The organism is Ruegeria sp. BG5, assembly GCF_056538425.1.
Genome location: NZ_JBQFTC010000001.1, coordinates 939,019 through 963,780 on the forward strand (window position 1 = coordinate 939,019; position 24,762 = coordinate 963,780).

Annotated in this window: 23 protein-coding genes; 16 read left to right on the plus strand and 7 right to left on the minus strand. The window is 60.8% G+C overall.

The genetic code is table 11. From position 1 onward, the window contains the following. Position 1: 1 nt before the first annotated feature. Genes argE through ACR0KX_RS04295 form a run of 4 tightly spaced genes read left to right on the plus strand, consistent with a single transcriptional unit; the run spans position 2 to position 4,714 of the window. A complete protein-coding gene (gene argE / locus ACR0KX_RS04280; RefSeq protein WP_170621343.1) occupies positions 2-1,168 on the plus strand; it encodes an acetylornithine deacetylase in 1,167 nt (388 codons plus the stop codon). A gap of 20 nt (positions 1,169-1,188) precedes the next feature. Next, positions 1,189-2,355, plus strand: coding sequence for a M20 aminoacylase family protein (locus ACR0KX_RS04285; protein ID WP_170451987.1), 1,167 nt, complete (start codon positions 1,189-1,191; stop codon positions 2,353-2,355). Positions 2,356-2,369: 14 nt separating this feature from the next. Next, a complete protein-coding gene (locus tag ACR0KX_RS04290; protein WP_170621346.1) occupies positions 2,370-3,533 on the plus strand; it encodes a M20 aminoacylase family protein in 1,164 nt (387 codons plus the stop codon). Positions 3,534-3,550: 17 nt separating this feature from the next. After that, positions 3,551-4,714, plus strand: a complete 1,164-nt coding sequence (locus tag ACR0KX_RS04295; protein ID WP_170451983.1) for a M20 aminoacylase family protein — start codon at positions 3,551-3,553, stop codon at positions 4,712-4,714. A gap of 69 nt (positions 4,715-4,783) precedes the next feature. Here the strand turns inward: ACR0KX_RS04295 and ACR0KX_RS04300 are convergent, their stop codons facing one another. Both ACR0KX_RS04300 and moaA read right to left on the minus strand, forming a co-directional pair. Further along, positions 4,784-6,076: a 3-deoxy-D-manno-octulosonic acid transferase gene (locus ACR0KX_RS04300; protein WP_170621348.1), complete on the minus strand. Its 1,293-nt coding sequence runs from the start codon at positions 6,074-6,076 to the stop codon at positions 4,784-4,786. 1 nt (position 6,077) lies between these two features. Then, positions 6,078-7,085, minus strand: coding sequence for a GTP 3',8-cyclase MoaA (moaA, locus tag ACR0KX_RS04305; RefSeq protein WP_170621350.1), 1,008 nt, complete (start codon positions 7,083-7,085; stop codon positions 6,078-6,080). 90 nt (positions 7,086-7,175) lie between these two features. Between moaA and ACR0KX_RS04310 the strand changes: the two genes are divergently transcribed. Then, entirely contained in the window at positions 7,176-7,589 is a 414-nt protein-coding gene (locus ACR0KX_RS04310) for a hypothetical protein (RefSeq protein ID WP_480707936.1), read from the plus strand. Here ACR0KX_RS04310 and ACR0KX_RS04315 read toward each other — a convergent pair. From ACR0KX_RS04315 to glmU, 4 genes are read right to left on the minus strand one after another with little or no spacing between them, the layout of a single operon-like run. Next, positions 7,577-8,266: a DNA alkylation repair protein gene (locus ACR0KX_RS04315; protein WP_170523515.1), complete on the minus strand. Its 690-nt coding sequence runs from the start codon at positions 8,264-8,266 to the stop codon at positions 7,577-7,579. The two genes, ACR0KX_RS04310 and ACR0KX_RS04315, sit on opposite strands and share 13 nt — an antisense overlap. Further along, positions 8,263-8,832 carry a GNAT family N-acetyltransferase gene (locus ACR0KX_RS04320; protein WP_170621354.1) on the minus strand — a complete coding sequence of 190 codons (570 nt, stop codon included), beginning with the start codon at positions 8,830-8,832 and terminating at the stop codon, positions 8,263-8,265. The genes ACR0KX_RS04315 and ACR0KX_RS04320 overlap by 4 nt, the downstream gene beginning before the upstream one ends. Beyond that, positions 8,829-10,652 carry a glutamine--fructose-6-phosphate transaminase (isomerizing) gene (glmS, locus tag ACR0KX_RS04325; RefSeq protein ID WP_170621356.1) on the minus strand — a complete coding sequence of 608 codons (1,824 nt, stop codon included), beginning with the start codon at positions 10,650-10,652 and terminating at the stop codon, positions 8,829-8,831. The genes ACR0KX_RS04320 and glmS overlap by 4 nt, the downstream gene beginning before the upstream one ends. Positions 10,653-10,656: 4 nt before the next feature. Then, entirely contained in the window at positions 10,657-12,009 is a 1,353-nt protein-coding gene (glmU, locus tag ACR0KX_RS04330) for a bifunctional UDP-N-acetylglucosamine diphosphorylase/glucosamine-1-phosphate N-acetyltransferase GlmU (protein WP_170621358.1), read from the minus strand. A 134-nt stretch (positions 12,010-12,143) separates the two neighbouring features. On the opposite strand from glmU, the gene ACR0KX_RS04335 reads away from it, so the two are divergent. From ACR0KX_RS04335 to ACR0KX_RS04345, 3 genes are all read left to right on the plus strand, one after another. Continuing rightward, a complete protein-coding gene (locus ACR0KX_RS04335; RefSeq protein WP_170621360.1) occupies positions 12,144-12,815 on the plus strand; it encodes an HAD-IA family hydrolase in 672 nt (223 codons plus the stop codon). Positions 12,816-12,854: 39 nt separating this feature from the next. After that, the gene (locus ACR0KX_RS04340) at positions 12,855-14,045 is read left to right on the plus strand and encodes an aminotransferase class I/II-fold pyridoxal phosphate-dependent enzyme (protein WP_170621361.1); all 1,191 of its coding nucleotides are present in this window, start codon (positions 12,855-12,857) and stop codon (positions 14,043-14,045) included. Positions 14,046-14,215: 170 nt separating this feature from the next. Continuing rightward, positions 14,216-15,379: an isovaleryl-CoA dehydrogenase gene (locus ACR0KX_RS04345; protein WP_170451963.1), complete on the plus strand. Its 1,164-nt coding sequence runs from the start codon at positions 14,216-14,218 to the stop codon at positions 15,377-15,379. A gap of 44 nt (positions 15,380-15,423) precedes the next feature. On the opposite strand, the gene ACR0KX_RS04350 is transcribed toward ACR0KX_RS04345, so the two are convergent. Continuing rightward, positions 15,424-16,029, minus strand: coding sequence for an OmpW family outer membrane protein (locus ACR0KX_RS04350; protein ID WP_170451961.1), 606 nt, complete (start codon positions 16,027-16,029; stop codon positions 15,424-15,426). A 136-nt stretch (positions 16,030-16,165) separates the two neighbouring features. On the opposite strand from ACR0KX_RS04350, the gene ACR0KX_RS04355 reads away from it, so the two are divergent. The 8 genes from ACR0KX_RS04355 (at position 16,166) to ACR0KX_RS04390 (ending at position 24,760) form a co-directional block, all read left to right on the plus strand. Continuing rightward, positions 16,166-17,689, plus strand: a complete 1,524-nt coding sequence (locus ACR0KX_RS04355) for an AMP-binding protein (protein WP_170621362.1) — start codon at positions 16,166-16,168, stop codon at positions 17,687-17,689. Positions 17,690-18,017: 328 nt separating this feature from the next. Continuing rightward, positions 18,018-19,625, plus strand: coding sequence for a carboxyl transferase domain-containing protein (locus ACR0KX_RS04360; protein ID WP_170621363.1), 1,608 nt, complete (start codon positions 18,018-18,020; stop codon positions 19,623-19,625). Positions 19,626-19,635: 10 nt separating this feature from the next. After that, positions 19,636-20,034 carry a hypothetical protein gene (locus ACR0KX_RS04365; protein WP_170451955.1) on the plus strand — a complete coding sequence of 133 codons (399 nt, stop codon included), beginning with the start codon at positions 19,636-19,638 and terminating at the stop codon, positions 20,032-20,034. Then, positions 20,034-21,965 (plus strand): acetyl-CoA carboxylase biotin carboxylase subunit, encoded by a 1,932-nt coding sequence (locus ACR0KX_RS04370; protein ID WP_170621364.1) that lies wholly within the window; start codon positions 20,034-20,036, stop codon positions 21,963-21,965. The genes ACR0KX_RS04365 and ACR0KX_RS04370 overlap by 1 nt, the downstream gene beginning before the upstream one ends. Positions 21,966-22,043: 78 nt before the next feature. Then, positions 22,044-22,895, plus strand: coding sequence for a hydroxymethylglutaryl-CoA lyase (locus ACR0KX_RS04375; RefSeq protein ID WP_170621365.1), 852 nt, complete (start codon positions 22,044-22,046; stop codon positions 22,893-22,895). A 1-nt stretch (position 22,896) separates the two neighbouring features. Further along, positions 22,897-23,685 (plus strand): crotonase/enoyl-CoA hydratase family protein, encoded by a 789-nt coding sequence (locus ACR0KX_RS04380; RefSeq protein WP_170451949.1) that lies wholly within the window; start codon positions 22,897-22,899, stop codon positions 23,683-23,685. A gap of 185 nt (positions 23,686-23,870) precedes the next feature. Beyond that, on the plus strand, positions 23,871-24,236 hold the full coding sequence (locus tag ACR0KX_RS04385) for an NADH-quinone oxidoreductase subunit A (RefSeq protein WP_170451948.1): 366 nt from the start codon (positions 23,871-23,873) through the stop codon (positions 24,234-24,236). Beyond that, complete coding sequence (locus ACR0KX_RS04390; protein ID WP_037307875.1) at positions 24,227-24,760, plus strand: NuoB/complex I 20 kDa subunit family protein; 534 nt, start codon at positions 24,227-24,229, stop codon at positions 24,758-24,760. The genes ACR0KX_RS04385 and ACR0KX_RS04390 overlap by 10 nt, the downstream gene beginning before the upstream one ends. Positions 24,761-24,762 lie beyond the last annotated feature (2 nt).

The following is a 24,762-nucleotide window of genomic DNA, read 5'->3' on the forward strand; positions in this document are numbered from 1 at the left end:
CATGGCACAGCGCCTGACGCCGCTTGAGATCATGACCAAGCTGATCTCGTTCCCGACCGTAAGCCGTGACACCAACCTGCCGCTGGTTGATTGGGTCGAAAGCTATCTGCGGGAACATGGGATTGAACCGCATCGCTGGCCCGACCCGGACCAGCCGCACAAGGCGGCGGTATTTGCCCATGTCGGCCCGTGGGAAGAAGGCGCGGTAGTCCTGTCCGGCCACACGGATGTGGTGCCGGTGGACGGGCAACCGTGGGACACTGATCCCTTCACCGTTGTCGAAAAAGACGGCAAATATTTCGGGCGTGGCACCTGCGATATGAAGGGGTTTGATGCGCTGGCCATCTGGGCCTTGGTCGAAGGCCAATACGCAAACCTCCAACGCCCGCTGCAACTGGCGCTGAGTTTCGACGAAGAGATCGGCTGCACCGGCGCGCCGCCCATGATCAAGGCGATGCAGGGTGTTCTGCCCAAAGGCTCTGCCGTGATTGTGGGTGAGCCTTCGACAATGCAGGCGGTCACAGGGCACAAGGGCAGCTTTGGCTATGACACGCATATGGTGGGGTTCGAGGTCCACAGCTCGATCATGCACACCGGTGTCAATGCGATCATGCAGGCGGCGCCGCTGATCGATTGGGCAAATGATCAGAATGCACGTAATCAGGCGGCAAGGCCCAGCGATACCGCTGCGGTGTTCAACCCACCATGGTCGACCCTGCATGTGGGCATGATCGAAGGCGGTACGGCGCATAACATTACCGCCAAGGATTGCCGGTTCATGATGGACTTCCGCATTGTCCCGGACGAACGAAAAGCCGATTGGCGCGACGCGTATTTCCAGCAGGTGCGCGAGGTCGAGGCACGGATGCAGGCGGTCCACCCCGAGGCGCGGATCGACCTGTCCGAGAACTTCTCGATCCCCGGTCTGGTGCCGGAAGAGGATGGGGAGGCCGAGGCCCTGGTCCGCGCCCTGACCGGCGACAATGCCGGCCACGTGGTCAGCTATGGCACCGAGGCGGGTCAGTTTCAGGAAGCAGGCTATTCCGCTGTCATCTGCGGCCCCGGCGACATCGCGCAGGCGCATCAGCCGAACGAGTTTATCTCGGTCGCGCAGTTCGAAGCAGGCCACGCATTTATGAAACGGCTGCTGGAAAAGCTGACGGGCTAACCCGCCAAAGGAGGCACGACATGCCGGTGAAAAACAGACTTGCCGAGATGCATGGTGAAATCACCAAATGGCGTCGCCACTTGCATGCGCATCCCGAACTTATGTACGACGTCCACGAAACCGCAGCCTTTGTTGTTGAACGGTTGAAGGAATTTGGCGTCGATGAAATCACGCCCGGTATAGGCAAAACCGGCGTCGTGGCGGTGATCAAGGGCCGCACGGATACCAGGGGTCGCGTGATCGGGCTGCGCGCCGATATGGACGCCCTGCCGATCGAAGAAGCGACGGGGCTGGACTATGCCTCGACCGTTTCCGGCAAGATGCACGCCTGCGGGCATGACGGCCACACCTCGATGCTGTTGGGGGCTGCGCACTATCTGGCCGAGACGCGGAATTTCGATGGCACCGTGGTACTGATCTTTCAGCCTGCCGAAGAAGGCGGGGCCGGGGGCTTGGCCATGTGTCAGGACGGGCTGATGGACCGCTGGAACATTCAAGAGGTCTACGGGATGCACAACATGCCCGGCCTTCCGGTGGGCGAATTTGCCATCCGGCCCGGTGCTTTGCTGGCATCATCGGATGAGTTCGAAATCACCGTTACGGGCAAGGGCGGCCATGCAGCGGCCCCTCATGACGCGGTGGATACGACGCTTGTTGCGTCACATATTGTTGTGTCTTTGCAATCGGTTGTCTCGCGCACGGTGGACCCGATCAAATCGGTTGTTCTGACTGTCGGCACTTTTGAAACAGACAGTTCCGCGTCGAACGTGATTGCGCATACCGTCCGGCTGAAAGGCACCGTCAGAACGCTGGATCCGGAATATCGTACCATTGCCGAAGACCGCGTGCGCCGGATTGCCGAGGATACGGCCTCGGCCTTTGACGCATCGGCGCAGGTGAAGTGGAACCCCGGCTATCCAGTGACTGTGAATTCCGAGGCGGAAACCACCTATGCCGCAGAAGCCGCCGCAGCCGTTGCGGGTAAGGTGAATGACAGCACCGATCCCATCATGCCATCGGAAGATTTCGCCTACATGCTTGAAGAACGGCCCGGAGCCTACATCTTTGTTGGAAACGGGGACACGGCCATGTGCCACCACCCGGAATACAATTTCGATGACGACGCGATTCCCGCCGGCTGCAGCTGGTTTGCCGAGATTGTGGAACGACGATTGCCCATCGCCTGATAAGGGAGAATGACATGCCGATCAGAAACCGCCTTGCAGAACTGCACGATGAGATTACCGGCTGGCGGCGCGACATTCACGAACACCCCGAGATCCTGTACGACACCCACCGCACCAGCGCCCTGGTGGCCAAAAAGCTGAAAGAGTTCGGCTGTGATGAGGTTGTCACAGGCATCGGCCGTACCGGCGTGGTCGGGATCATCCGGGGCAAGACAGATACACAGGGCCGTGCGATTGGGTTGCGGGCGGATATGGATGCGCTGCCCATGCAAGAACAGACCGGGCTGGATTATGCCTCGAAAACCGCCGACGCGATGCATGCCTGCGGCCATGATGGTCATACGGCGATGGTTCTGGGCGCTGCAAAGTACCTAGCCGAGACGCGCAATTTCGACGGCACGGCAGTTGTGATCTTTCAGCCTGCGGAAGAGGGCGGCAACGGGGCCGAGGCCATGTGTCAGGACGGTTTGATGGACCGGTTTGGCATTCAGGAAGTCTATGCGATGCATAACGTGCCGGGCCTGCCCACGGGCCAATTCGCCATCCGCTCGGGGCCATTGCTGGCGGCGGCGGACGAGTTCGACATCCATCTGGAAGGTCATGGCGGGCATGCGGCCAAACCGCAGGAAACGGTGGACACCACAGTGATGCTGTCTCAGTTAATCGTGGCCCTGCAAACGGTTGTGTCGCGCAATGCCGACCCGATCCAGCAGGGTGTGTTGTCTGTGACCTCGGTCGAGACGTCATCGAAGGCGTTCAACGTGATCCCGCAATCGGCCCGCGTTCGGGGCACGGTACGCACGCATTCCAACGAAATGCGCGAGATGATCGAAAAGCGGCTGAGCGAAGTTGCCACCGGCATCGCCGCCACGATGGGCGGCACCGCAAGCGTGACCTACAACAAAGGCGTTCCGGTCACGATCAACGCCGAAGAGCAAACCGGCTATGCAGAAGAAGCCGCGATTGCTGTTGGTGGAAGTTGCGGCGAGGCCCCAATGGTGATGGGGGGCGAGGATTTCTCATTCATGCTGGAAGAACGCCCCGGCGCTTTCATCATTCTGGGCAATGGCGACAGCGCCGGGCTGCACCACCCCGAATATAATTTCAACGACGAGATCATCCCAATCGGATGCTCGTGGTTTGCCGAAATGGTCGAGCGCCGGATGCCGGCGGCTTGAAGTAGGAGAGAGAAAGAATGCCGGTTAAGAACCGCTTTGCCGAATTGCAGAACGAAATCACCGAATGGCGACGCGATCTGCATGAGAACCCCGAGATTTTGTTCGAAACGCATCGCACCAGCGCAGTAGTGGCCGAGAAACTCAAGGAGTTCGGTTGCGACGAGGTCGTCACCGGTATCGGCCGCACTGGCGTTGTCGGCGTGATCAAGGGCAAGTCCGACAGCAACGGCAAGGTCATCGGTCTACGCGCCGACATGGACGCGCTGCCGATCCATGAGGCGACGGGATTGGACTATGCCTCAAAAACGCCCGGCGCGATGCATGCCTGTGGGCATGATGGCCACACGGCGATGTTGCTGGGGGCTGCGAAGTACTTGTCGGAAACGCGCAATTTCGACGGCACCGTTGTCGTAATCTTCCAGCCTGCCGAAGAAGGCGGCGGCGGTGGGCGCGAAATGTGCGAAGACGGCATGATGGATCGCTGGAACATTCAGGAGGTCTACGGGATGCACAACTGGCCCGGTAAGCCGGTTGGCAGTTTCTCGATTCGTCCGGGCTCGTTCTTTGCGGCGACCGATCAGTTCGATATCACCTTTGAAGGGCGCGGTGGTCATGCGGCGAAACCGCAGGAGACGGTGGATACGACTGTCATGACGGCGCAGGCGGTGCTGGCATTGCAGACCATTGCATCGCGCAATGCGGACCCGATTGATCAGGTGGTGGTGTCGGTGACCTCGTTCGAGACGTCATCCAAGGCGTTCAACGTGATCCCGCAGACGGTGCAGATCAAAGGCACTGTGCGCACGATGAGCAAGGAGATGCGCGATCTGGCCGAAAAGCGGATCAACGAGATTTGCAACGGCGTGGCGGCGACGTTCGGCGGCACTGCGGACGTGACGTATATCCGCGGCTACCCGGTCATGGTGAATAGTGACGAGCAGACCGCGTTTGCCGCAGACGTGGCCCGGTCTGTTTCCGGCGACTGCGAGGATGCGCCTTTGGTGATGGGCGGCGAGGATTTCGCGTTCATGCTCGAAGAACGTCCGGGGGCGTATATTCTGGTTGGCAATGGCGACACGGCCATGGTGCACCACCCGGAATATAATTTTAACGACGAGGCCATTCCCGCCGGGTGCAGCTGGTGGGCTGAGATTGTCGAGCAGCGGATGCCGGCGGCCTGATGGAGAGGGTGGGGGCTCTGCCCCCACACCCCCGAGATATTTTTAGCCAGATGAAGAGGGATCCTGCGCCTATTGGGCGAGGGTCAGATGCGTGCAGAGCGTTTCAACGACTGCATCCAGCGCGTCCTTTTGGGTAGAGACGCAGGTTTGGGCTGCTGCGCGCGCGGTGTTTAACGCGGCATCATCTGCCAGCCAGGTTTCGACGGCATCGGACAGGTCTTTGGCGGTCTGGACCTCGATTGCGCCTTTGGCCTCGATCAGTGGGGCGAAAGTTTCGGCGAAGTTGAAGTAGCCCGGTCCGGTGATGACTGCGGCCCCGGCCTGGGCGGGTTCGAAGGGGTTGTGGCCGCCGATCTCTTTGAGTGATCCGCCAAGAAAGACTATAGGGCTTACAGCGTACCAAGTTCCGGTCTCACCGAGCGTGTCGGCGACGTAGACTTGGGTTTGGTCGGTGATCGGCTGGCCAGAGGCGCGGAAGGCGGCGGGTAGGTTGGATTGACGCAGAAGGGTGGCAACGTCGCCTCGGCGCTCGGGGTGACGGGGGATCAGCAACAGCAGAAGGTTCGGCCAGCGTTCCAGCAAAGCCTTGTGCGCCGCAAGTACCGTTTCCTCTTCGCCGTCATGAGTGGAACTGGCGATCCAGACGGGGCGATCTGCAATTTGCGCGCGTATCTCGTCCAAGGTTGTGCTGTCCACGGGCAGCGGGTCGGACATGGCCTTGAGGTTGGTGCCGGGTTTCACCCGGTCGGCTTGCGCGCCCATCGCAATCAGGTTGTTGGCGGTCTTTTCGTTCTGGGTCAGAAACAGGCGGAATTTATCCAGAAGGAAGCGCGCTGTTTTGGGGCGCTTTTTCCAGCCTTTGACAGACTTCTCGGACAGGCGCGCGTTGAGCAGGGCCAGCGGCACGCCCCGTCGAGCGCTTTCGACGATCAGGCGCGGCCATATTTCGCTTTCGACAAAGATACCGGCGTCGGGTGTCCAATGGTTCAGGAAGCGGTTAACCGGGCCGGCGGTGTCCAGCGGTGGGTATTGGTGGCGCGCACGCGCAGGCAGGCGCTTTTCGATCAAAGCGGCAGATGTCGGGGTGCCCGAGGTAATCAGGAACTCGGCATCGGGCAGGCGCGCGCCCAGTTTTTTGATCAGGCTCAGAACCGACAGGCTTTCACCGACGCTGGCCGCGTGAAACCAGATCAGGCGGCCTTGCGGGCGGGTCAGGCTGGCGTGGCCGAGCCGTTCCTGTTGTCGCTGTGGGGGGACGTCAGCGGCCTGTAGTTTGCGGCGCACCGTGCGCCAGACCAGAGGTGAGGCAATCGTCGTCAGGCCGCAATACAGCCGGTACAGCAGCGTCGGGTGGCCGGGCATGTCAGCCGCCCGTGTGGCTCATGTGGCGGCTCATCTGGCCATCGACGGCCTGACGGGAATAGTCGAAATCATGCCCCTTGGGTTTAAGGGTGATGGCTGCGCGGATCGCGTCTTCAAGCTGTGCTTCGTTGTCGGGGTGGTCGCGCAGCGGGGCGCGCAGATCGGCCATATCCTCTTGTCCAAGGCACATATACAGCTCACCCGTGCAGGTCAGGCGCACGCGGTTGCAGCTTTCGCAGAAATTGTGGGACAGGGGCGTGATGAAGCCGATCTTCTGGCCTGTTTCCTCCAGCCGGACATAGCGCGCCGGGCCGCCGGTGCGCTCGGCCAGATCGGTGACGGCATAGTGGTTTTCGTATTCCTTGCGCACGTCTTTCAGCGACCAGTACTGATCCAGACGATCCTCGTTGCCGATATCGCCCATTGGCATGACCTCGATCCAGGTCAAGTCCATGTCACGCTCTGCGCACCATTCGGTGATGCGAGGCAGTTCCGGCTCGTTGAAGCCTTTCAGGGCCACCGCGTTGATCTTGACCCGCAACCCGGCCTTTTGCGCTGCGTCGATGCCGTTCAGCACCTGTTTCAGTCGACCCCAGCGGGTGACTTTGGCGAATTTGTCATCGTCCAGCGTATCAAGCGAGACATTCACCCGCCGCACACCCGCCGCGTAGAGATCGTCGGCAAAGCGGTGAAGCTGTGAGCCATTGGTGGTCAGCGTCAGCTCTTTCAGCGCGCCGCTGTCCAGATGACGGGTCATGGCATTGAAAAACGTCATGATATTGCGCCGCACAAGGGGTTCGCCGCCGGTGATACGCAGCTTTTCGACGCCCATCTTCACAAAGGTGGAACACATCCGGTCCAGCTCTTCCAGCGTCAGAAGGTCTTTCTTGGGCAGGAAGGTCATGTTTTCGGACATGCAGTACACGCAGCGAAAATCGCATCGGTCGGTTACCGAGACGCGCAGATAGGTGATGGCGCGGGCGAAGGGATCAATCAGCGGAGCAGTCATGCGCTATAGGTAGATGTGGAACCGGTCCACGACAAGAGCGAACTGCGCTTTGGGCTGGAACAGATGGGTGTTGGGCTGTAGGTAAGACGGATGAGGTATTTTCTTGTTTTCCTGTGCGTTCTGGTCACAGGTTGCGATGCGGTTCGGTCAACAACGGATCGCGTTTTTGGCCGGAACGAAGCAGCGCCAGAGGTGGAAGCCGAAGTTGCGGAAGCAGCGCCCGAGCCCGAGCCGGTCGCCGCCCGCGCCGATTGGGTGGGCCCCAGAACAACCATTGCAGGATTGGGCGATCCGACGACGCCAGGCCGCTGGATGCAAACGCCGCTTGTGGACACTGAGGTAACCGCACGTGTGGTGGTGCCACGCACGGGTGCACAGGCTTACATCACCTTGGTGCCGTCGCGCGGGCCGGAAGGCGGCGGCAGCCAGCTTTCATTGGATGCAATGCGCGCATTGCTGGTGCCGCTGGATGAGTTGGTTGAGGTCGAAGTCTACGCCAACTGATCTTTCAGGTATTTCCCGGCTTCACGCCGGGCAAAGGGTTTCATAGCATCCCCATGTTGATCCAGAAAGGCCAGAACGCGCGGGGCGTCGTGTTTGGACAGCTCGCGCAGCCACCAAGCAATGGCTTTCTGGATGAACCAGTCGCGGTCCGGGACATAGGTGGCGGCCCAGCCTAGGATACGGTCCCGGCGGGCCAGATCATCCGGTTTCGGGTGGTTCTGCTTGGTCCAGGGTAGGGTGGCAACCAGCGCCGCGCGGCGTGTCCACATATGGTCCGAGGTCGTCCAGCCCTCGACCTGATCCAGACGCGTCGGGTCGGCGGATAGCCGTTTTTGCATTGCCATACAGGCGTGGTCGGCAACGGCCCAGGCATCGAAATCCGGCAGCCAGCTTTCCAGCAACGCCCACACTGCGTCGTCCGGTCGGATGCGCGCCTGCGTCAGCAGCTTGGCAGCGGCCAGACGGGCTTCGTGCACATTGGTCTGCCACAGCGCATCCGCCAAATGGACGCGCGCGGGCACGTCCAGTTCTTGTCGCCACGCTTTGGTCAGGTCGTTCAGAACCGGGTTGGCGACGCCCAGATAGGGGCGGTCCGCCTTGTGGTACGCTGCCATCTGCGCGGCCTTTTCTGCGTCGGCATGGGCCTTTATCGCGGCAAGGGCGTCGTCCAGTGTCATCGGTCCAGCTTATGCAGAAGATGTGCGCGCACCGTAGGCCATTCCGGTGCGGTGATTGAATAGACGGCCGTGTCGCGCAGGGTTCCGTTGGCCATCACCATATTGGCCCGAAGGATGCCATCCAACTGCGCCCCCAGCCGCTCGATAGCCTGCCGGGACTGAGTGTTCAGCCGATGGGTGCGGAATTCGACCGCATGGCAGGACAGACCCTCGAAAGCGTGGCGCAGCAACAGAAATTTGGCTTCGGTGTTCAGCGGCGTGCGCTGAACCGCGCGCCCGATCCAGGTCGAGCCGATTTCGACCCGCCGGTTGACCTCATCGGTGTTCATGTAGGTGGTCATCCCAATAGGGGTGCCGTCTGGTGTCATGACCGTAAAGGGCTGCATATCGTGCAACCCAATGCGGCGGGCGATTTCGGCGTCCATCCCCTCGACCGTGGGGATGGAGGTATACCAAAGCTGCCCCAGATCCGCCGCCGCCGTTTTCAGAGCCTCTGAATGCGCGGGGTCAAGCGGTTCCAGCCGGACGTGAGTGCCAACAAGCGAAACTGGGGCGGGCCAGGTCATTCCACCGTCACCGATTTCGCCAGATTGCGCGGTTGGTCCACATCCGTGCCTTTGGCGACCGCCGTATGATAGGCCAGTAGTTGGGCCGGGACCGAATACAGGATCGGGGCGAGGCTGGGGTGGATATGCGGCATGCGGATCGTGCTCCAGACGCCGTCCTCGGCCTCGGCAATGCCGTCGTCATCGGACACAAGGATGACCTTGCCTTTACGGGCCATCACCTCTTGCATGTTCGAGACCGTCTTGTCGAAAACCGTATCCTTCGGGGCCATCACCACAACCGGCATATGCTTGTCGATCAGCGCGATGGGGCCGTGTTTCAATTCGCCCGAGGCATAGCCTTCGGCGTGGATATAGCTGATTTCCTTCAGCTTCAGCGCACCTTCCATTGCCAGCGGGTACATCAGACCGCGTCCCAGGAACAGCACGTCGCGCGCCTCGGACAGGCGCTGGGCGGATTTGCGAATGGCGCGGTTCTGATCCAGCGCCGCATTCAGGACCGAGGGCAATCCACGCAGGGCGGCGGCGTGATCGGCCAGATCCTCCTCCGACATCGTGCCCCGGTCGGCCGCGGCCTTCAGTGCCAGCATCAGCAGCACGCTCAGTTGGCATGTAAACGCCTTGGTCGAGGCAACGCCGATCTCGACCCCTGCATGGATGGGCAGCGCCACATCGCTTTCCCGCGCAATCGAGCTTTCGGGGACATTGATGACCGACACAATCTTGTCTGCCTTGCCCTCGCAATAGCGCAGCGCGGCCAGTGTATCGGCGGTCTCGCCCGACTGGCTGACGAACAGCGCCATGGTCCGGTCGGTGATGGGTGGTTCGCGATAGCGGAACTCGCTGGCGATATCGACCTCGACCGGCAGTTTCGCCAATTGCTCGAACCAGTATTTCGCGGTCAGGCAGGCATAAAAGGCCGTGCCGCACGCGACCATTGTCAGGCGGTCCAGCTTGGTGAAATCCAGATCGGTATTTGGCAACACGACCCGGTCGCCGCCGGTGGGCAGGTAGGATCGGATCGCCTCGGCCACGACAACGGGCTGTTCGGCGATTTCCTTGGCCATGAAATGCTTGTGCTCGCCCTTATCGGCGCGTGCATGATCCAGCTTGATCTTGCGCATCTCACGATTGGCCAGTTCACCGGCCTCGTTGCGGATTTCCAGCGAGGTGCGGGTCAGGACCGCCCGGTCGCCTTCTTCAAGATAGGTGATCTTGTTGGTCAGCGGCGCCAGCGCAATCGCGTCCGAGCCAACATACATCTCACCATCTCCGTGACCAATCGCCAGCGGCGAGCCCTTGCGCGCAGCCACGATCAGGTCATCCTGACCGTCGAACAGAAAGGCCAGCGCAAACGCGCCCTGCAACTGGTCGATGGTTTTGAACGCGGCCTCAACGGGCGACAGGCCCGAATTCAGCAGATGTTCAGCCATCAGTGCGACGGTTTCGGTGTCGGTTTCGGTCTCGAACCCGATCCCGTGCTCGGCCAGTTCGGCGCGCAGTTCACGGTAGTTTTCGACGATCCCGTTGTGGACCACGGCAACCGGCCCGGCCTTGTGCGGGTGGGCATTGTTGACCGAAGGCGCGCCATGGGTGGCCCAGCGGGTGTGCCCGATGCCGGATTTGCCGGGCAAAGGGTCATGCACCAGCAGATCGCTTAGGTTGACCAGCTTGCCGACGGCCCGCCTGCGGCCCAAAGCTCCGTCATTCACGGTTGCAATACCGGCGCTGTCATAGCCGCGATATTCCAGCCGTTTCAGGGCCTCAACCAGAATAGGGGCGGCTTCATGCTGTCCCAGAACACCAACAATTCCACACATAAAATCAGGCCTCTTTATCGCGGCGAGCCTTTTTCGCCTTTAACATATCAAACAATTTGCGCGCATAGCCGGGTTTGTTGTCCTGTCGGGCGCGGGCCACGGCCAGCGCATCCGCCTCGACATCCTTGGTCACGACCGTACCTGTTGCCGTCATTGCGCCATCACCAAGGGTCACAGGGGCCACCAGCATCGTGTTCGAACCGATGAACACGTTTTCACCAATCGTGGTCTTGTGCTTCATCACGCCGTCATAGTTGCAGGTGATCGTACCCGCCCCGATATTTGTTGCCGCCCCCACCGAGGCATCACCGATATAGCTGAGGTGATTGACCTTCGCGCCCTCGGCGATCTCGGCGTTTTTGATCTCGACAAAATTGCCGATCCGCGCGTTTTCGGCCAGTTCCGCGCCGGGGCGCAGGCGGGCATAGGGGCCGACAATGGCACCCCGGCTGACATGGCAGCCTTCCAGATGCGAAAACGCCCGGATCGTCGCGCCGCTTTCCACGGTAACGCCAGGGCCAAAAACCACGTTGGGTTCGATCACCGTATCCCGCCCGATCACCGTATCGGCAGCAAGGTAGACCGTTTCCGGAGCCATCAGGGTCACGCCCAAATCCAGCAGTTCGGCGCGCGCCTGTGCCTGAAACACGGCATCTGCAGCGGCAAGGTCGGCGCGGGAGTTCACGCCCAGCGTCTGTGCCTCATCACAGGCAACCGCCGTCACGCTCAGGTCGCGGCTGCGGGCGATTTCGACCACATCCGTCAGATAGTACTCACCCGAGGCATTTTCATTGCCTACCGCATCGATCAACGACATAAGCGTCAGCGCATCGCATGCCAAAAGGCCCGAGTTGCAGAAGTTTATTGCGCGTTCTTCATCCGATGCGTCCTTGAATTCGACAATCCGCTCCAACGTGTCGCCGTTCACGACCAAACGGCCATAACGCGCCGGATCGGCCGCTTCGAACCCGAGGATCACCAAATCGTTCTTGGCCCGCGCTTCGATCATCCGCTCCAGCGTGTCGGGCTGCAAAAACGGTGTGTCCCCATACTGGACCACGACGTCACCCTCGAACCCCTGCAGCGCCTCACGCGCTTGCGCAACCGCATGGGCGGTGCCCAGTTGTTCCTCCTGCACCGCGATCTGGGCGGTCTCGTCCTCGGCCTGCGCCACCTTGGCGACGGCCTCGGCCCCGTGGCCTGTGACGATCACGGTGCGCTCGGGCGACAAGACCGATCCGGCGCGCATGGCGTGGATCAGCATCGGAACCTGAGCGATTGGGTGCAGGACTTTGGGGATGTCCGAATTCATCCTGGTGCCTTTCCCGGCGGCAAGGATGACAAGGGCAGTGGTCATGAAATCGTTTTCTCTTTGTGTTTTGTTGCCGTCCGTTTTATCCGCTGAGGGCAAAGGCGCAAGCCGTTCGGCCATCAAACTAGATTGCCGTTTGCAACACGACATGGCGGAAACCTGCCGAGCAAGGAGGCGCGATGCGCACGGTCATCTTCGATCTGGACGGGACTTTGGCGGATACGTCGGGCGATTTGCTGGCCGCCGCGAACCACTGTTTTCGCAAGATGGGGCATGGGGATGTGCTGGTTCACGGGCAGGATGCGGGTATCGCCGTGCGTGGCGGTCGGATGATGTTGACCCACGGTCTGAAACGGGTCGGGGCCTTTGATGAGGGCACAGTAGACGCCTACTATCCCGTGCTGCTTGAGGCCTATGCCAAAGACATCGACACCCATACCCAGTTCTATCCCGGAGCACTGGATGCGGTCGAGGCGTTGAAAACCGCAGGTTATGGCGTTGGGATCTGCACCAACAAACCGGAACGGCTGGCAGATCAATTGCTGAGCCAGATGGGCGTGCGGGATCAGTTTGCCTCATTAGTTGGTGCGGATACCTTGTCGGTGCGCAAACCAGACCCTGAACCCTTACGCGAAGCCGCGCGGCGCGCTGGCGGGCATCCCGATCTGTGCGTTCTGATCGGAGATTCGGATACCGACCGCAATACCGCACGGGCCGCCGGAGTCCCCTCGGTGCTGGTAACATTCGGCCCCTCAGGAGACGACATGGCAGCGTTGCAGCCTGAAGCGCTGCTGCATCATTTCGATGACCTGCCAGAAATGGTGGCTGATCTGATCGGTGCGGCTGCATGATCTCTTGACCCGAACCGGATGCGACCCCAGAACTGAGCCATGACAGAGACATTCACCGGTAGTTTCACCCAGCAAGAGCCAATCCCCGATGAGGCAATCGACGCGGCGATGGCCGTCCTGCGCCATGGGCGCTTGCATCGTTACAATGTCGCGCCCGGTGAATTGGGCGAGACCGCGTTGCTGGAACAGGAATTTGCCGCTCAGATGGGGGCTAAATACTGCCTCGCCGTGTCGTCCGGTGGCTATGCGCTGGCCACCGCGTTGCGTGCCGTAGGAGTGCAGCCCGGCGATCCGGTGCTGACAAACGCGTTCACGCTGGCTCCGGTGCCGGGATCGATTGCCTCGGTTGGGGCCAAACCCGTTTTCGTTGGGGTTACGGAAGACCTGACCATCGATCTGGACGATCTTGAGGCCAAGCTGGATCAGGCACGCGTTTTGATGCTGAGCCATATGCGCGGTCATCTGTGCGACATGGACCGGCTGATGCGGATGTGCGACGCGGCCGGTGTAACCGTGATCGAGGATTGCGCCCATACGATGGGGGCAGCCTGGCGCGGTCAATTGTCGGGTCGTCAGGGCGCGGTTGGGTGTTATTCGTGCCAGACCTACAAGCACGTCAATTCAGGTGAGGGCGGTTTGCTGATCACCGATGATGAAGAACTGGCGGCCAAGGCCACCATGCTGTCGGGGTCCTATATGCTGTATGAACGCCATCTGGCCGCACCGGGGCCTGAGGTGTTCGAGCGGATCAAGTACACCACCCCCAATGTCTCGGGTCGCATGGACAATCTGCGCGCGGCCATCCTGCGCCCGCAGTTGCGGGATCTGGACCGGCAGGTTGAGCGTTGGAACGAACGATACCGCGCCGTCGAGGCCGGTCTGCGTGGCACGCCGGGGCTGACCGTGGTCGAGCGCCCGAAGGCCGAGACCTATGTGGGCTCGTCGATTCAGTTTCTTCTGTTGGACTGGTTGCCCGAACGTATCGCAGAGGTGATCAGCCGCTGCGCCGCGCGCGGGGTCGAGTTGAAGTGGTTTGGCGGGGCCGAGCCAACCGGTTTTACCTCGCGCTATGACAGTTGGCGCTATGTGGACAGCGAGCGGATGCCAAAATCGGACCGCGTGCTGGCGGGTGTGATGGACATGCGGGTTCCACTGACCTTTTCGTTGGAGGATTGTCAGTTGATCGCGCGCATCATCCGGGCCGAGGTCGGGGCCGTCTACCAATCGTGATCCAGCGGAGTGCGCCTGCGGCGCACGCTTGATGTTTGCAAAACGCCGCCCCGCATGGGCGGCGTTTGTGCGTTTTGGGGCCGATATCCTTACGGTGATTGACCGGTTGCAGATTCGCTGCTATCCAGTTATTGAACACTTGTTCATTAATTCTCGGGAGGAGCCCGCCAATGTTCATGGCGACTATGAAATTCGATCTTGGCGAAGACGTGAACGCGCTGCGTGAAATGGTGCATCGCTGGGCGCAGGAACGGGTCAAGCCGATGGCCGCTGATATTGACGCGTCCAACGAATTTCCCAACGAGCTATGGGCTGAAATGGGTGAGCTTGGCCTGCTGGGCGTCACTGTGCCCGAGGAATATGGCGGTGCCGGAATGTCCTATCTGGCCCATACGATTGCTGTGGAAGAAGTGGCGCGGGCATCAGCCTCGGTTTCGCTGTCCTATGGCGCGCATTCAAACCTGTGCGTCAATCAGATCAAGCTGAACGGCAATGAAGAACAAAAGCGGAAATACCTGCCGCGCCTGATCTCGGGCCAGCATGTGGGGGCGTTGGCGATGTCCGAACCCTCGGCCGGGTCGGATGTGGTTTCGATGAAGCTACGGGCGGAAAAGCGCAACGACCATTACCGTCTGAACGGCAACAAATACTGGATCACCAACGGGCCGGATGCGGACACTCTGGTCGTTTATGCCAAGACCGACCCGGATGCCGGATCCAAGGGCATCACCGCGTTTCTGATCGAAAAAGAGATGAAGGGTTTCTCGACCTCGCCCCATTTCGACAAGCTGGGGATGCGCGGGTCGAACACGGCGGAACTGATCTTTGAAGATGTCGAGGTGCCGTTCGAAAACGTTCTGGGCGAAGAAGGCAACGGCGTTGCGGTTCTGATGTCGGGTCTCGACTATGAACGTGTCGTGTTGGCCGGGATCGGAACCGGCATCATGGCGGCCTGTCTGGATGAAATCATGCCCTATTTGTCCGAGCGCAAGCAGTTCGGCAAACCGATTGGCAGCTTCCAACTGATGCAGGGCAAGATCGCCGATATGTATACGGCGATGAACTCGGCCCGTGCCTATGTCTACGAGGTGGCCAAGGCCTGTGATCGTGGGGATGTGACCCGTCAGGATGCGGCTGCGTGCTGCTTGTATGCGTCCGAAGCGGCGATGACCCAGGCGCATCAGGCGGTTCAGGCGATGGGCGGGGCGGGGTTCCTGTCGGACGCGCCGGTCAGCCGGATTTTCCGCGACGCCAAGCTGATGGAGATCGGCGCCGGCACCAGCGAGATTCGCCGGATGCTGATTGGCCGCGAGTTGATGAGCGAGATGCAGTGAACAGAATGCCTCGCCGGTTCCGGACCGGCGAGGCGTTTGCGGGATCAGAACTGATGGACGTAGGACACACCGACCAGCCATGGATCGATTTCGGCGGTACCAATGTCGGCACCGTCCAGTGTCACGTCCGAGTCGATGTCGAACCAGCGCACGTTCAGCCGGACGGCACCTTTTTCGGTGACCATATAGTCCAACCCGGCCTGCAGCGAGACACCGAACGAGTTATCGACCTTGAGCTCGCCCAGATCGGACTGCTCGTCAAAGAAGATGGTATAGTTCAGACCAGCACCGACATAGGGTTTCCAGGCGCTGTTGGTCGGGAAGTGATAGTTCAGCGACAGGGTGGGGGGCAGGTGCTTGACGCTGCCCGCGTCGACACTGCCGCCAAGGGTGATGTCGTGGCTGAACGGCGTTGCGGCCAGCAGCTCGATCCCCAGATTGTCGCGAATGAAATACTCGGCGGTGAAGATCGGTCGGGTGTCGGCATCGATCTCGGCGTCAGAGTTTGCGATCGTTCCGTTGTCGGATTTCGGGTCCAGGTATCCGACACCGACACCAAGGGTCCAGTCGCCTTGCGATTGCGCAAACGCGGGCACGGCCAGTCCGGCCAATGCGGTAGAAAGGGTCAAAGCGACGAGCGTTTTGGTCATAATCTTGCCTTTGGTTTTGTTGACGCCTCGGATGTGGCAGGCTGGGCCGGGTCACACTCTGATCTGCATCAAGTTTCAGTGTGGGGGTGGAACGGAGCGGAAGCCGAAAACGACAATAAAACAAGGGGTTATCACTATGATTGACCCTGCGCGCATACCGGGTTTGCGCCCTGGGGATAGCTGGGACCTGCCGGACCGGTTGAACATGGCGAAACAATGCCTCGACCATCCTGCTGAGAAGGTGGCCCTGATCGACCTGACCGGGGCATCTGAACAGCGCGTCACCTACGGGCAATTGCGACAGATGACGGACGGGCTGGCCCGGACACTGCTGCCCAAAGTGCAGGCCGGGGATCGGGTGGGCGTCTTGCTGAGCCAGTCGCCCTGGTGTGCCGCTGCGCATCTGGCGATCTGGAAGATCGGGGCGATCTCGGTGCCTTTGTTCAACCTGTTCAAACAGGATGCGCTGCGGTCTCGGGTTGGGGATGCAGGCGCGCGGCTCGTCCTGACGGATGCCGAGGGCGCGGAACTCTTGGGCGACCTTGCTGAGCCTTTGATCGCGTCCGAGATCGGTCAGCCGGGCGGGCCGGTGCCGTTTGCGGAAACCGCGCCAAATGATCCGGCGGTACTGATCTACACATCCGGCACAACCGGCAGCCCCAAGGGCGCGCTGCATGGGCATCGGGTTCTGACTGGCCATATGCCGGGCGTGTCGATCAGCCATAACCATCTGCGCGACGGTGACTGCCTGTGGACCCCTGCCGACTGGGCCTGGATCGGCGGTTTGTTCGATGTGCTGATGCCCGGGCTTGCCTTGGGAATTCCGGTGGTCGCAGCGCGGCTTGAGAAATTCACGCCCGAAGCCTGCGCCGATATCATCGCGCGTGGGGGCGTGAAGAACGTGTTTTTCCCGCCCACGGCGCTGCGGATGCTCAAGGCGGCGGATCAATCGATCCCCGTCCTGCGCTCGGTCGCCTCGGGGGGTGAGCCTCTGGGGGCCGAGATGCTGGCCTGGGGGCAGCAGGCGTTTGGCCTGACGATCAACGAATTCTACGGCCAGACCGAATGCAACATGGTCGTGTCCTCCTGCGCCGAGGACTTCCCGGTGCAGCCCGGCTGCATCGGCAAGCCTGTGCCGGGGCATGACGTGGCGGTGATCGACGATGATGGCAAGCCGACCACCGAAGAAGGCGACGTCGCCATCCGGCGTGGCTCAGCCTCGATGCTGCTGGAATACTGGAACCGACCCGACGCGACGGCTGAGAAGTTCCGGGGCGATTGGCTGATCACCGGCGATCGCGGCGTGTGGGAGGGCGACTATCTGCGCTTTGTCGGTCGTGATGACGATGTGATTACGTCTGCCGGCTACCGCATCGGCCCGGCTGAGATCGAGGACTGCCTGCTGACCCACCCGGCGGTGGCGACGGTGGGTGTGGTCGGCAAGCCCGACAAGCTGCGGACCGAGATCGTGAAGGCCTATGTGGTGCTGAAACCGGGGGCTGAGGCGTCGGGCGTGGAATTGCAGGAGTGGGTCAAAGACCGTCTGGCGCATTATTCGTACCCGCGCGAAGTGGCGTTTCTGGACGAGTTGCCGATGACGGTGACCGGGAAGGTTATTCGGAAGGAATTGAAGGCGCTAGCTGCGGGGGAGATAGATTGAGCATGATCATTTCGACAAATAGCCTGTGCTGTCCAAAATGCGGAACAGAACAATCGAGAGCGTCTCTTTGGCCTACTTTCGATTTTGGGCTGGGTGTCCAAACAGTTCAACCGTATTCAGGCTGTGCCAATTGCGGTGCGAAACTGCGGGCAACGCTGGCGAATGGGAAGCCGAAGCGCCACTACATATCTCTCCTTTTCTTGTGCCCGATTGCAGTGATCGTTCTTGCGTTGGTTGGTATCGAGTTTGCGTATTTAGTTTTAGTGACGATGCCAATCTTTATCGCAATTTCCTGCTACCTAACTAGAGCTTGGAGCGTCGTTGAAGTATGAAACTCACATCCAAAGCCATGCCCGCCTCTGAGGGCTTCAAGGCAAACCGCGCAGCGCATCTCGATGCACTGGCGCAAATCTCTGCCGCTGCCGAAGCGGCCCGTATGGGCGGGGGCGAGAAATCCCGCGCGCGGCATGAATCTCGGGGCAAGATGTTGCCTCGGCGCAGGGTGGCGAACCTGCTCGATCCGGGGTCTCCGTTTCTGGAAATCGGCGCGACGGCGGCGCATGGGATGTATGGCGATGCGGCCCCGGCGGCAGGGGTGATCGCGGGCATTGGCCGGGTGCAGGGGCGCGAGGTCATGGTGGTCTGCAACGACGCCACCGTGAAGGGCGGCACTTATTACCCGCTGTCGGTCAAGAAACACCTGCGCGCGCAGGAGATTGCCGAGGAAAACCATCTGCCCTGTATCTATCTGGTCGACAGCGGTGGTGCGAACCTGCCCAATCAGGATGAGGTCTTCCCCGACCGCGACCATTTTGGCCGAATCTTCTATAATCAGGCGCGGATGAGCGCGAAGGGTATCCCTCAGATCGCCGTGGTGATGGGGTCTTGTACGGCGGGCGGGGCTTATGTGCCTGCGATGTCGGATGTGACGATCATCGTGCGGGATCAGGGCACGATCTTTCTGGCCGGGCCGCCTCTGGTCAAGGCCGCGACCGGAGAGGTTGTCAGCGCCGAGGATCTGGGCGGCGGCGATGTGCACACGCGCCTGTCCGGCGTCGCGGATTATCTGGCCGAGGATGATGCCCACGCGCTGGCCTTGGCGCGGCGGGCCGTTGGGTCGTTGGGCGGTGCCGGGCTGAAGCCCGGCCTACAGCTTGAGGCATCCGAGGAACCGGCTTATGACCCCGAGGAAATTCTGGGCGTCGTGCCTGCTGATCTGCGCACGCCTTATGACATCCGCGAGGTGATTGCGCGGCTGGTCGATGGCTCTCGGTTCGATGAGTTCAAGCCGCGTTTTGGTGAGACGCTGGTGACGGGGTTTGCGCATGTGAAAGGCTGCCCGGTCGGGATCATCGCCAATAACGGCGTGCTGTTTTCCGAGGCCGCGCAGAAGGGCGCGCATTTTGTCGAACTGTGTTCGCAGCGCAAAACGCCTTTGGTGTTCTTGCAGAACATCACCGGGTTCATGGTCGGTCGGAAATACGAAAACGAAGGCATCGCGCGGCATGGGGCCAAGATGGTGACCGCCGTGGCGACGACCAATGTGCCCAAGATCACCATGCTGGTCGGCGGTTCGTTCGGGGCCGGGAATTACGGCATGTCGGGGCGGGCGTATCAGCCGCGGTTCCTGTGGACCTGGCCGAACTCGCGGATTTCCGTGATGGGCGGTGAGCAGGCGGCAGGCGTTTTGGCCACCGTCAAACGCGACGGGATCGAGCGGCAGGGCGGTACATGGTCGGCCGAGGAGGAAGCCGAATTCAAACGCCCGACGCTGGAAATGTTCGAGGAACAATCGCACCCGCTCTATGCCTCGGCCCGGCTATGGGACGACGGCATCATCGACCCGCGCAAATCGCGCGACGTGCTGGCCTTGTCGCTGAGTGCGGCGCTGAATGCCCCGATTGAGGAAACACGTTTCGGCGTGTTCCGGATGTGAGAAGATAACCATGACGAAACTTTCAAAAGATAAACTTGCTTATCTTTGGGTGGAACACAGCAACAAAATGTGGCGCACGGTATATGCCACACCCATTGTTGCGGTGCCCGTGGTCGCTGGGTGGTTCGCTTTGTACAGCGATGGTAATTCAACTTTTGCGTTTCTAACGGCCTTTTTGGGAATGCTGTTGATGATCGCGCAATGGGCCATCATAACTCGGATGGCACAGTTTGACGGTGCCTTCTTCAAAACCCTGGAGGCCGACCTTCCGAATTTCGGGGCACCAGTTCTCAGGCAAAGCGGAAAGCTACTTGCCCAATCCGTGCCGGTGATCCTGCTGCTGATTTTCCTTTTGCTAGCAATTGTTTCGTTCACATTTCCATTTGTCGAAACAGGTGGAGGCGTCTGATGTTCAATAAAATCCTGATTGCCAACCGGGGCGAGATTGCCTGTCGGGTGATGGAAACCGCCCAAAAGATGGGTGTTTCCTGCGTTGCGGTGTATTCCGATGCGGATGCGTCGGCCAAGCATGTGCAGATGGCGGATGAGGCTGTGCATATCGGTGGCGCGGCCCCGGCGGAGAGTTATCTGAAGGGCGACGTGATTATTCAGGCAGCGCGCGATACCGGTGCGCAGGCGATTCATCCGGGCTATGGGTTTCTGTCCGAGAATCCCGAATTCGTGGATGCGGTTCAGGCGGCGGGTCTGATCTTTATCGGCCCGTCGGCGGATGCGATCCGCAAGATGGGCCTCAAGGACGCGGCCAAGGTGCTGATGGAGCAGGCGGGCGTGCCTGTGGTGCCGGGCTATCACGGCGACAATCAGGACCCCGAGCATCTGACGGGGGCTGCCGACACCATCGGCTATCCGGTTCTGATCAAGGCCGTTGCGGGCGGAGGTGGCAAGGGGATGCGCCTTGTTGAACGGCCTCAGGATTTCGCAACCGCGCTCGACAGCGCGCGGGGTGAGGCAAAGACCGCCTTTGGCAATGACGCCGTGCTGGTCGAAAAATTCGTCGCCAAACCGCGCCATATCGAGGTGCAGGTGTTTGGCGACGGCACCCATGCGGTGCATCTGTTCGAACGCGATTGTTCGTTGCAGCGGCGGCATCAGAAGGTGATCGAAGAAGCTCCGGCCCCCGGCATGACCGCTGAAATGCGCGAGGCGATGGGGCAGGCCGGTGTACGCGCGGCTGAGGCCATCGGCTATAAGGGCGCGGGGACGGTTGAGTTCATCGTTGATGCCTCGGACGGGCTGCGACCGGACCGGTTCTGGTTCATGGAGATGAACACGCGCCTGCAGGTGGAACACCCGGTGACCGAGGCGATCACTGGTGTTGATCTGGTGGAATGGCAGCTGCGCGTCGCGGCGGGTGAGAGCCTGCCGAAACGGCAAGCGGACCTGTCGATCACCGGTCATGCGTTCGAGGCGCGACTTTATGCCGAGGATGTGCCAAAGGGCTTTCTGCCCGCGACCGGCACGCTGACCCATCTGCATTTCCCGCAGGATTGCAGGGCCGACAGTGGCGTGCGTACAGGGGATACGATCAGCCCTTGGTATGATCCGATGATCGCGAAGGTGATCGTGCATGGCCCGACCCGCGCTGTCGCGCTGGAAACGCTGCATCGTGCCCTACGCGGGACCGAGGTTGGGGGCACGGTCACAAACCTGTCCTTTCTGGGCGCATTGACCCGCCATGCGGGCTTTGCCTCGGGCGATGTGGATACAGGGCTAATCGGGCGCGATATTGATACGCTGGTGCAGGAGGATGAGCCAAAGCCGGAAACGCTGGTTGCAGCAGCTATGCATGCGTTTGGGTTGCTGGAGGCATCAGATTCTACGGGGTTCACTTTGTGGGCTCCGCTGCATCGTGCGACGCAGTTGAGGCGCGATGGCGACATCGTGGACCTTGATGTTCAGGTCGAAGGCCCGGACACGCAAATCTGGCAGGTCGGGGATCGCACAGTCACGGCGACCCGGCGCAATGGGCGCTGGCTGATTGACGGGGCGAGGATGCCCAATGTCTCGGTCGCAGGGTCTCGGATCACCGTATTCGAGGACTACGGCCAGGTGTTTGATATCGTTGACCCTCTGGACCGCGACACCAGCGCGGCGGGCGATACCAATGTTATCGAGGCGCCTATGCCGGGTCTTGTCAAAGCGGTGTTTGCGACGGCAGGCCAATCGGTCAAGGAAGGCGATCGCCTTGCCATTCTCGAAGCCATGAAAATGGAGCATTCTTTGCTGGCCGCGCGTGACGGAGTGGTGGCCGAGGTGCTGGCCGAAGACGGTGCGCAGGTCGAGGCCGGGGCGGCTCTGGTCCGGTTGGAGGACGCTTAAGCTGTTCGTTGGGCACGCGGCGTGGCACAGTCGGGCCATCCGTATTTGAAACGAGAAGAAGCCAGAGAGGGCGAAGGAATGGTTGAGCGCGTCGAAATCTTTGAAGTGGGGCCACGGGACGGGCTGCAGAACGAAAAGCGCGACATCCCGGTCGCCGAGAAAATCGCCTTGGTCGATTGCCTGTCCGATGCCGGGTTCAACAGGATCGAGGTAGCCAGTTTTGTGTCGCCCAAATGGGTGCCGCAAATGGCAGGCAGCGCCGAGGTTCTGGCCGGTATCCGCCGGGCCGACGGCCTGCGTTATGCCGCACTGACGCCGAACATGCGGGGATACGAGGATGCTCTGGCCGCCGGTGCGGATGAGATTGCGGTTTTTGCCTCGGCGTCTGAGGGATTTTCGAAGGCCAATATCAACGCCACGATTGCCGAGTCGATTGAGCGGTTCGCGCCGATTCTGGACGCCGCACGCCATATTGACCTGCCAGTGCGTGGCTATGTCTCATGCGTGACCGATTGCCCGTATGACGGACCGACCCCGCCGGAAAAAGTGGCCGAGGTTGCGGATCTTCTGTTCTCGCATGGTTGTTACGAGGTGTCATTGGGGGACACAATCGGGCAGGGAACCCCGGACAAGATCGCGCGGATGCTGATGGCCGTGCGCGAGCGCGTGCCGGTGACCCGTCTAGCCGGGCATTTTCACGACACGAACGGGCGGGCGATTGACAATATCGACGCCTCGCTTTCGTTGGGGGTGCGGGTGTTTGACGCGGCCGTTGGCGGCCTTGGCGGGTGCCCCTACGCGCCCGGCGCCGCAGGCAATGTCGCGACCGAGGCCGTGGCAGCGCATCTGGAGCGATTGGGCTACGAAACCGGGTTGGATGCCGGAATTTTGGAAAAAGCGGCGCAGATGGCGCGCGCAATGAGGGGCTGAAATGTTCGACACCATAACCGTCACAACGGATGCGCGCGGCGTCGCGACATTGAAATTGGATCGTGCCGAAAAACACAACGCCATGTCGGCGCAGATGATTGCGGAACTGACTCAGGCGGCTTCTGATTTGGAGCAGGACGCGTCCGTTCGGGTGGTGGTTCTGACCGGTGAGGGCAAATCGTTCTGCGCTGGCGGGGATTTGGGGTGGATGCAGGATCAGATGGCTGCGGATCCTGAAACGCGATTTGCCGAGGCGCGCAAGCTGGCTGAGATGTTGCAGGCGCTCAACACGTTGCCGAAACCTCTGATCGGTGCGTTGCAGGGTAACGCGTTTGGGGGCGGGGTCGGTTTGGCTGCTGTCTGTGACGTGGCGCTTGGCGTTGAGACGCTGAAAATGGGGCTGACGGAAACCAAGCTGGGCCTGATCCCGGCCACTATCGGCCCTTACGTGATCGCCCGCATGGGCGAGGCAAGGGCTCGGCGAGTCTTCATGTCTGCGCGCCTGTTTGACGCGACCGAGGCGGTGACGCTTGGCCTGTTGGCCAAGGTTGTACCTGCGGACGAGCTGGCGGACGCTGTTGAGGCTGAAGTACGCCCCTATCTGGCCTGCGCACCGGGGGCTGTCGCCTCGGCCAAGGCGCTTGTCAGGGATCTGGGGCCGAAAATCGACGAGCAGGTCATTGACCACACCATCAACGCGCTTGTCGCTCGCTGGGAAACCGATGAAGCGCTTGAAGGCATCGGCGCGTTTTTCGACAAACGCAAGCCTGCGTGGATCAACGAAGTTTGACTCTGAAACTCGAAACGCACCAACAGGGGGGTGGCGAGGGTTTTCTTAGACCTGTCAAGCCCCTGAATGACCCCCTGCGCGCTTGTGGTCGGTTGACCCTCTGATCCCGCAGGGATACAGAATATCCAGTCAACACGCCAATTGACGGCGCGCCTTGTCGGGGCCGCGCAAGAAAGGAGCCACTCGTGGAAGAGTTGTTGCGGGAATATCTCCCGATCCTGGTGTTTCTGGCCGTGGCCGTGGGCCTTGGAATCGTGCTGATTCTGGCGGCCGTCGTCCTTGCTGTCCGCAATCCCGATCCGGAAAAAGTCAGCGCATATGAATGTGGTTTCAACGCGTTCGACGACGCCCGGATGAAATTTGACGTTCGCTTCTATCTGGTCTCGATTCTCTTCATCATCTTCGATCTGGAAATCGCCTTTCTGTTCCCCTGGGCCGTTGGCTTCAAGGACATCAGCGATGTGGGGTTCTGGTCCATGATGGTGTTCCTGGCAGTGCTGACCATCGGCTTTGCCTATGAATGGAAGAAAGGGGCCCTGGAATGGGAGTGATGACGGGTGCAAACACCGCCGGCGTCGACAAAGAAGTCGCCACCCAAGCCCTGAATGCCGAGCTGCAGGACAAAGGCTTCCTGCTGACCTCGACCGAAGACATTATCAACTGGGCCCGCACCGGTTCCTTGCACTGGATGACCTTTGGTCTGGCCTGCTGCGCGGTCGAGATGATGCACACCTCAATGCCGCGCTATGACGCTGAACGGTTCGGTATCGCGCCGCGCGCGTCGCCGCGTCAGTCGGACGTGATGATCGTTGCAGGCACCCTGACCAACAAGATGGCCCCGGCGCTGCGCAAGGTTTACGACCAGATGCCCGAGCCGCGCTATGTGATCTCGATGGGCTCCTGTGCGAATGGCGGCGGGTATTACCACTATTCCTATTCGGTTGTGCGCGGCTGTGACCGTATCGTCCCGGTGGACATTTACGTCCCCGGCTGCCCGCCAACTGCCGAGGCGCTGCTATACGGTCTGATGCAGTTGCAACGCAAAATCCGCCGCACCGGCACGATTGTACGCTGAGG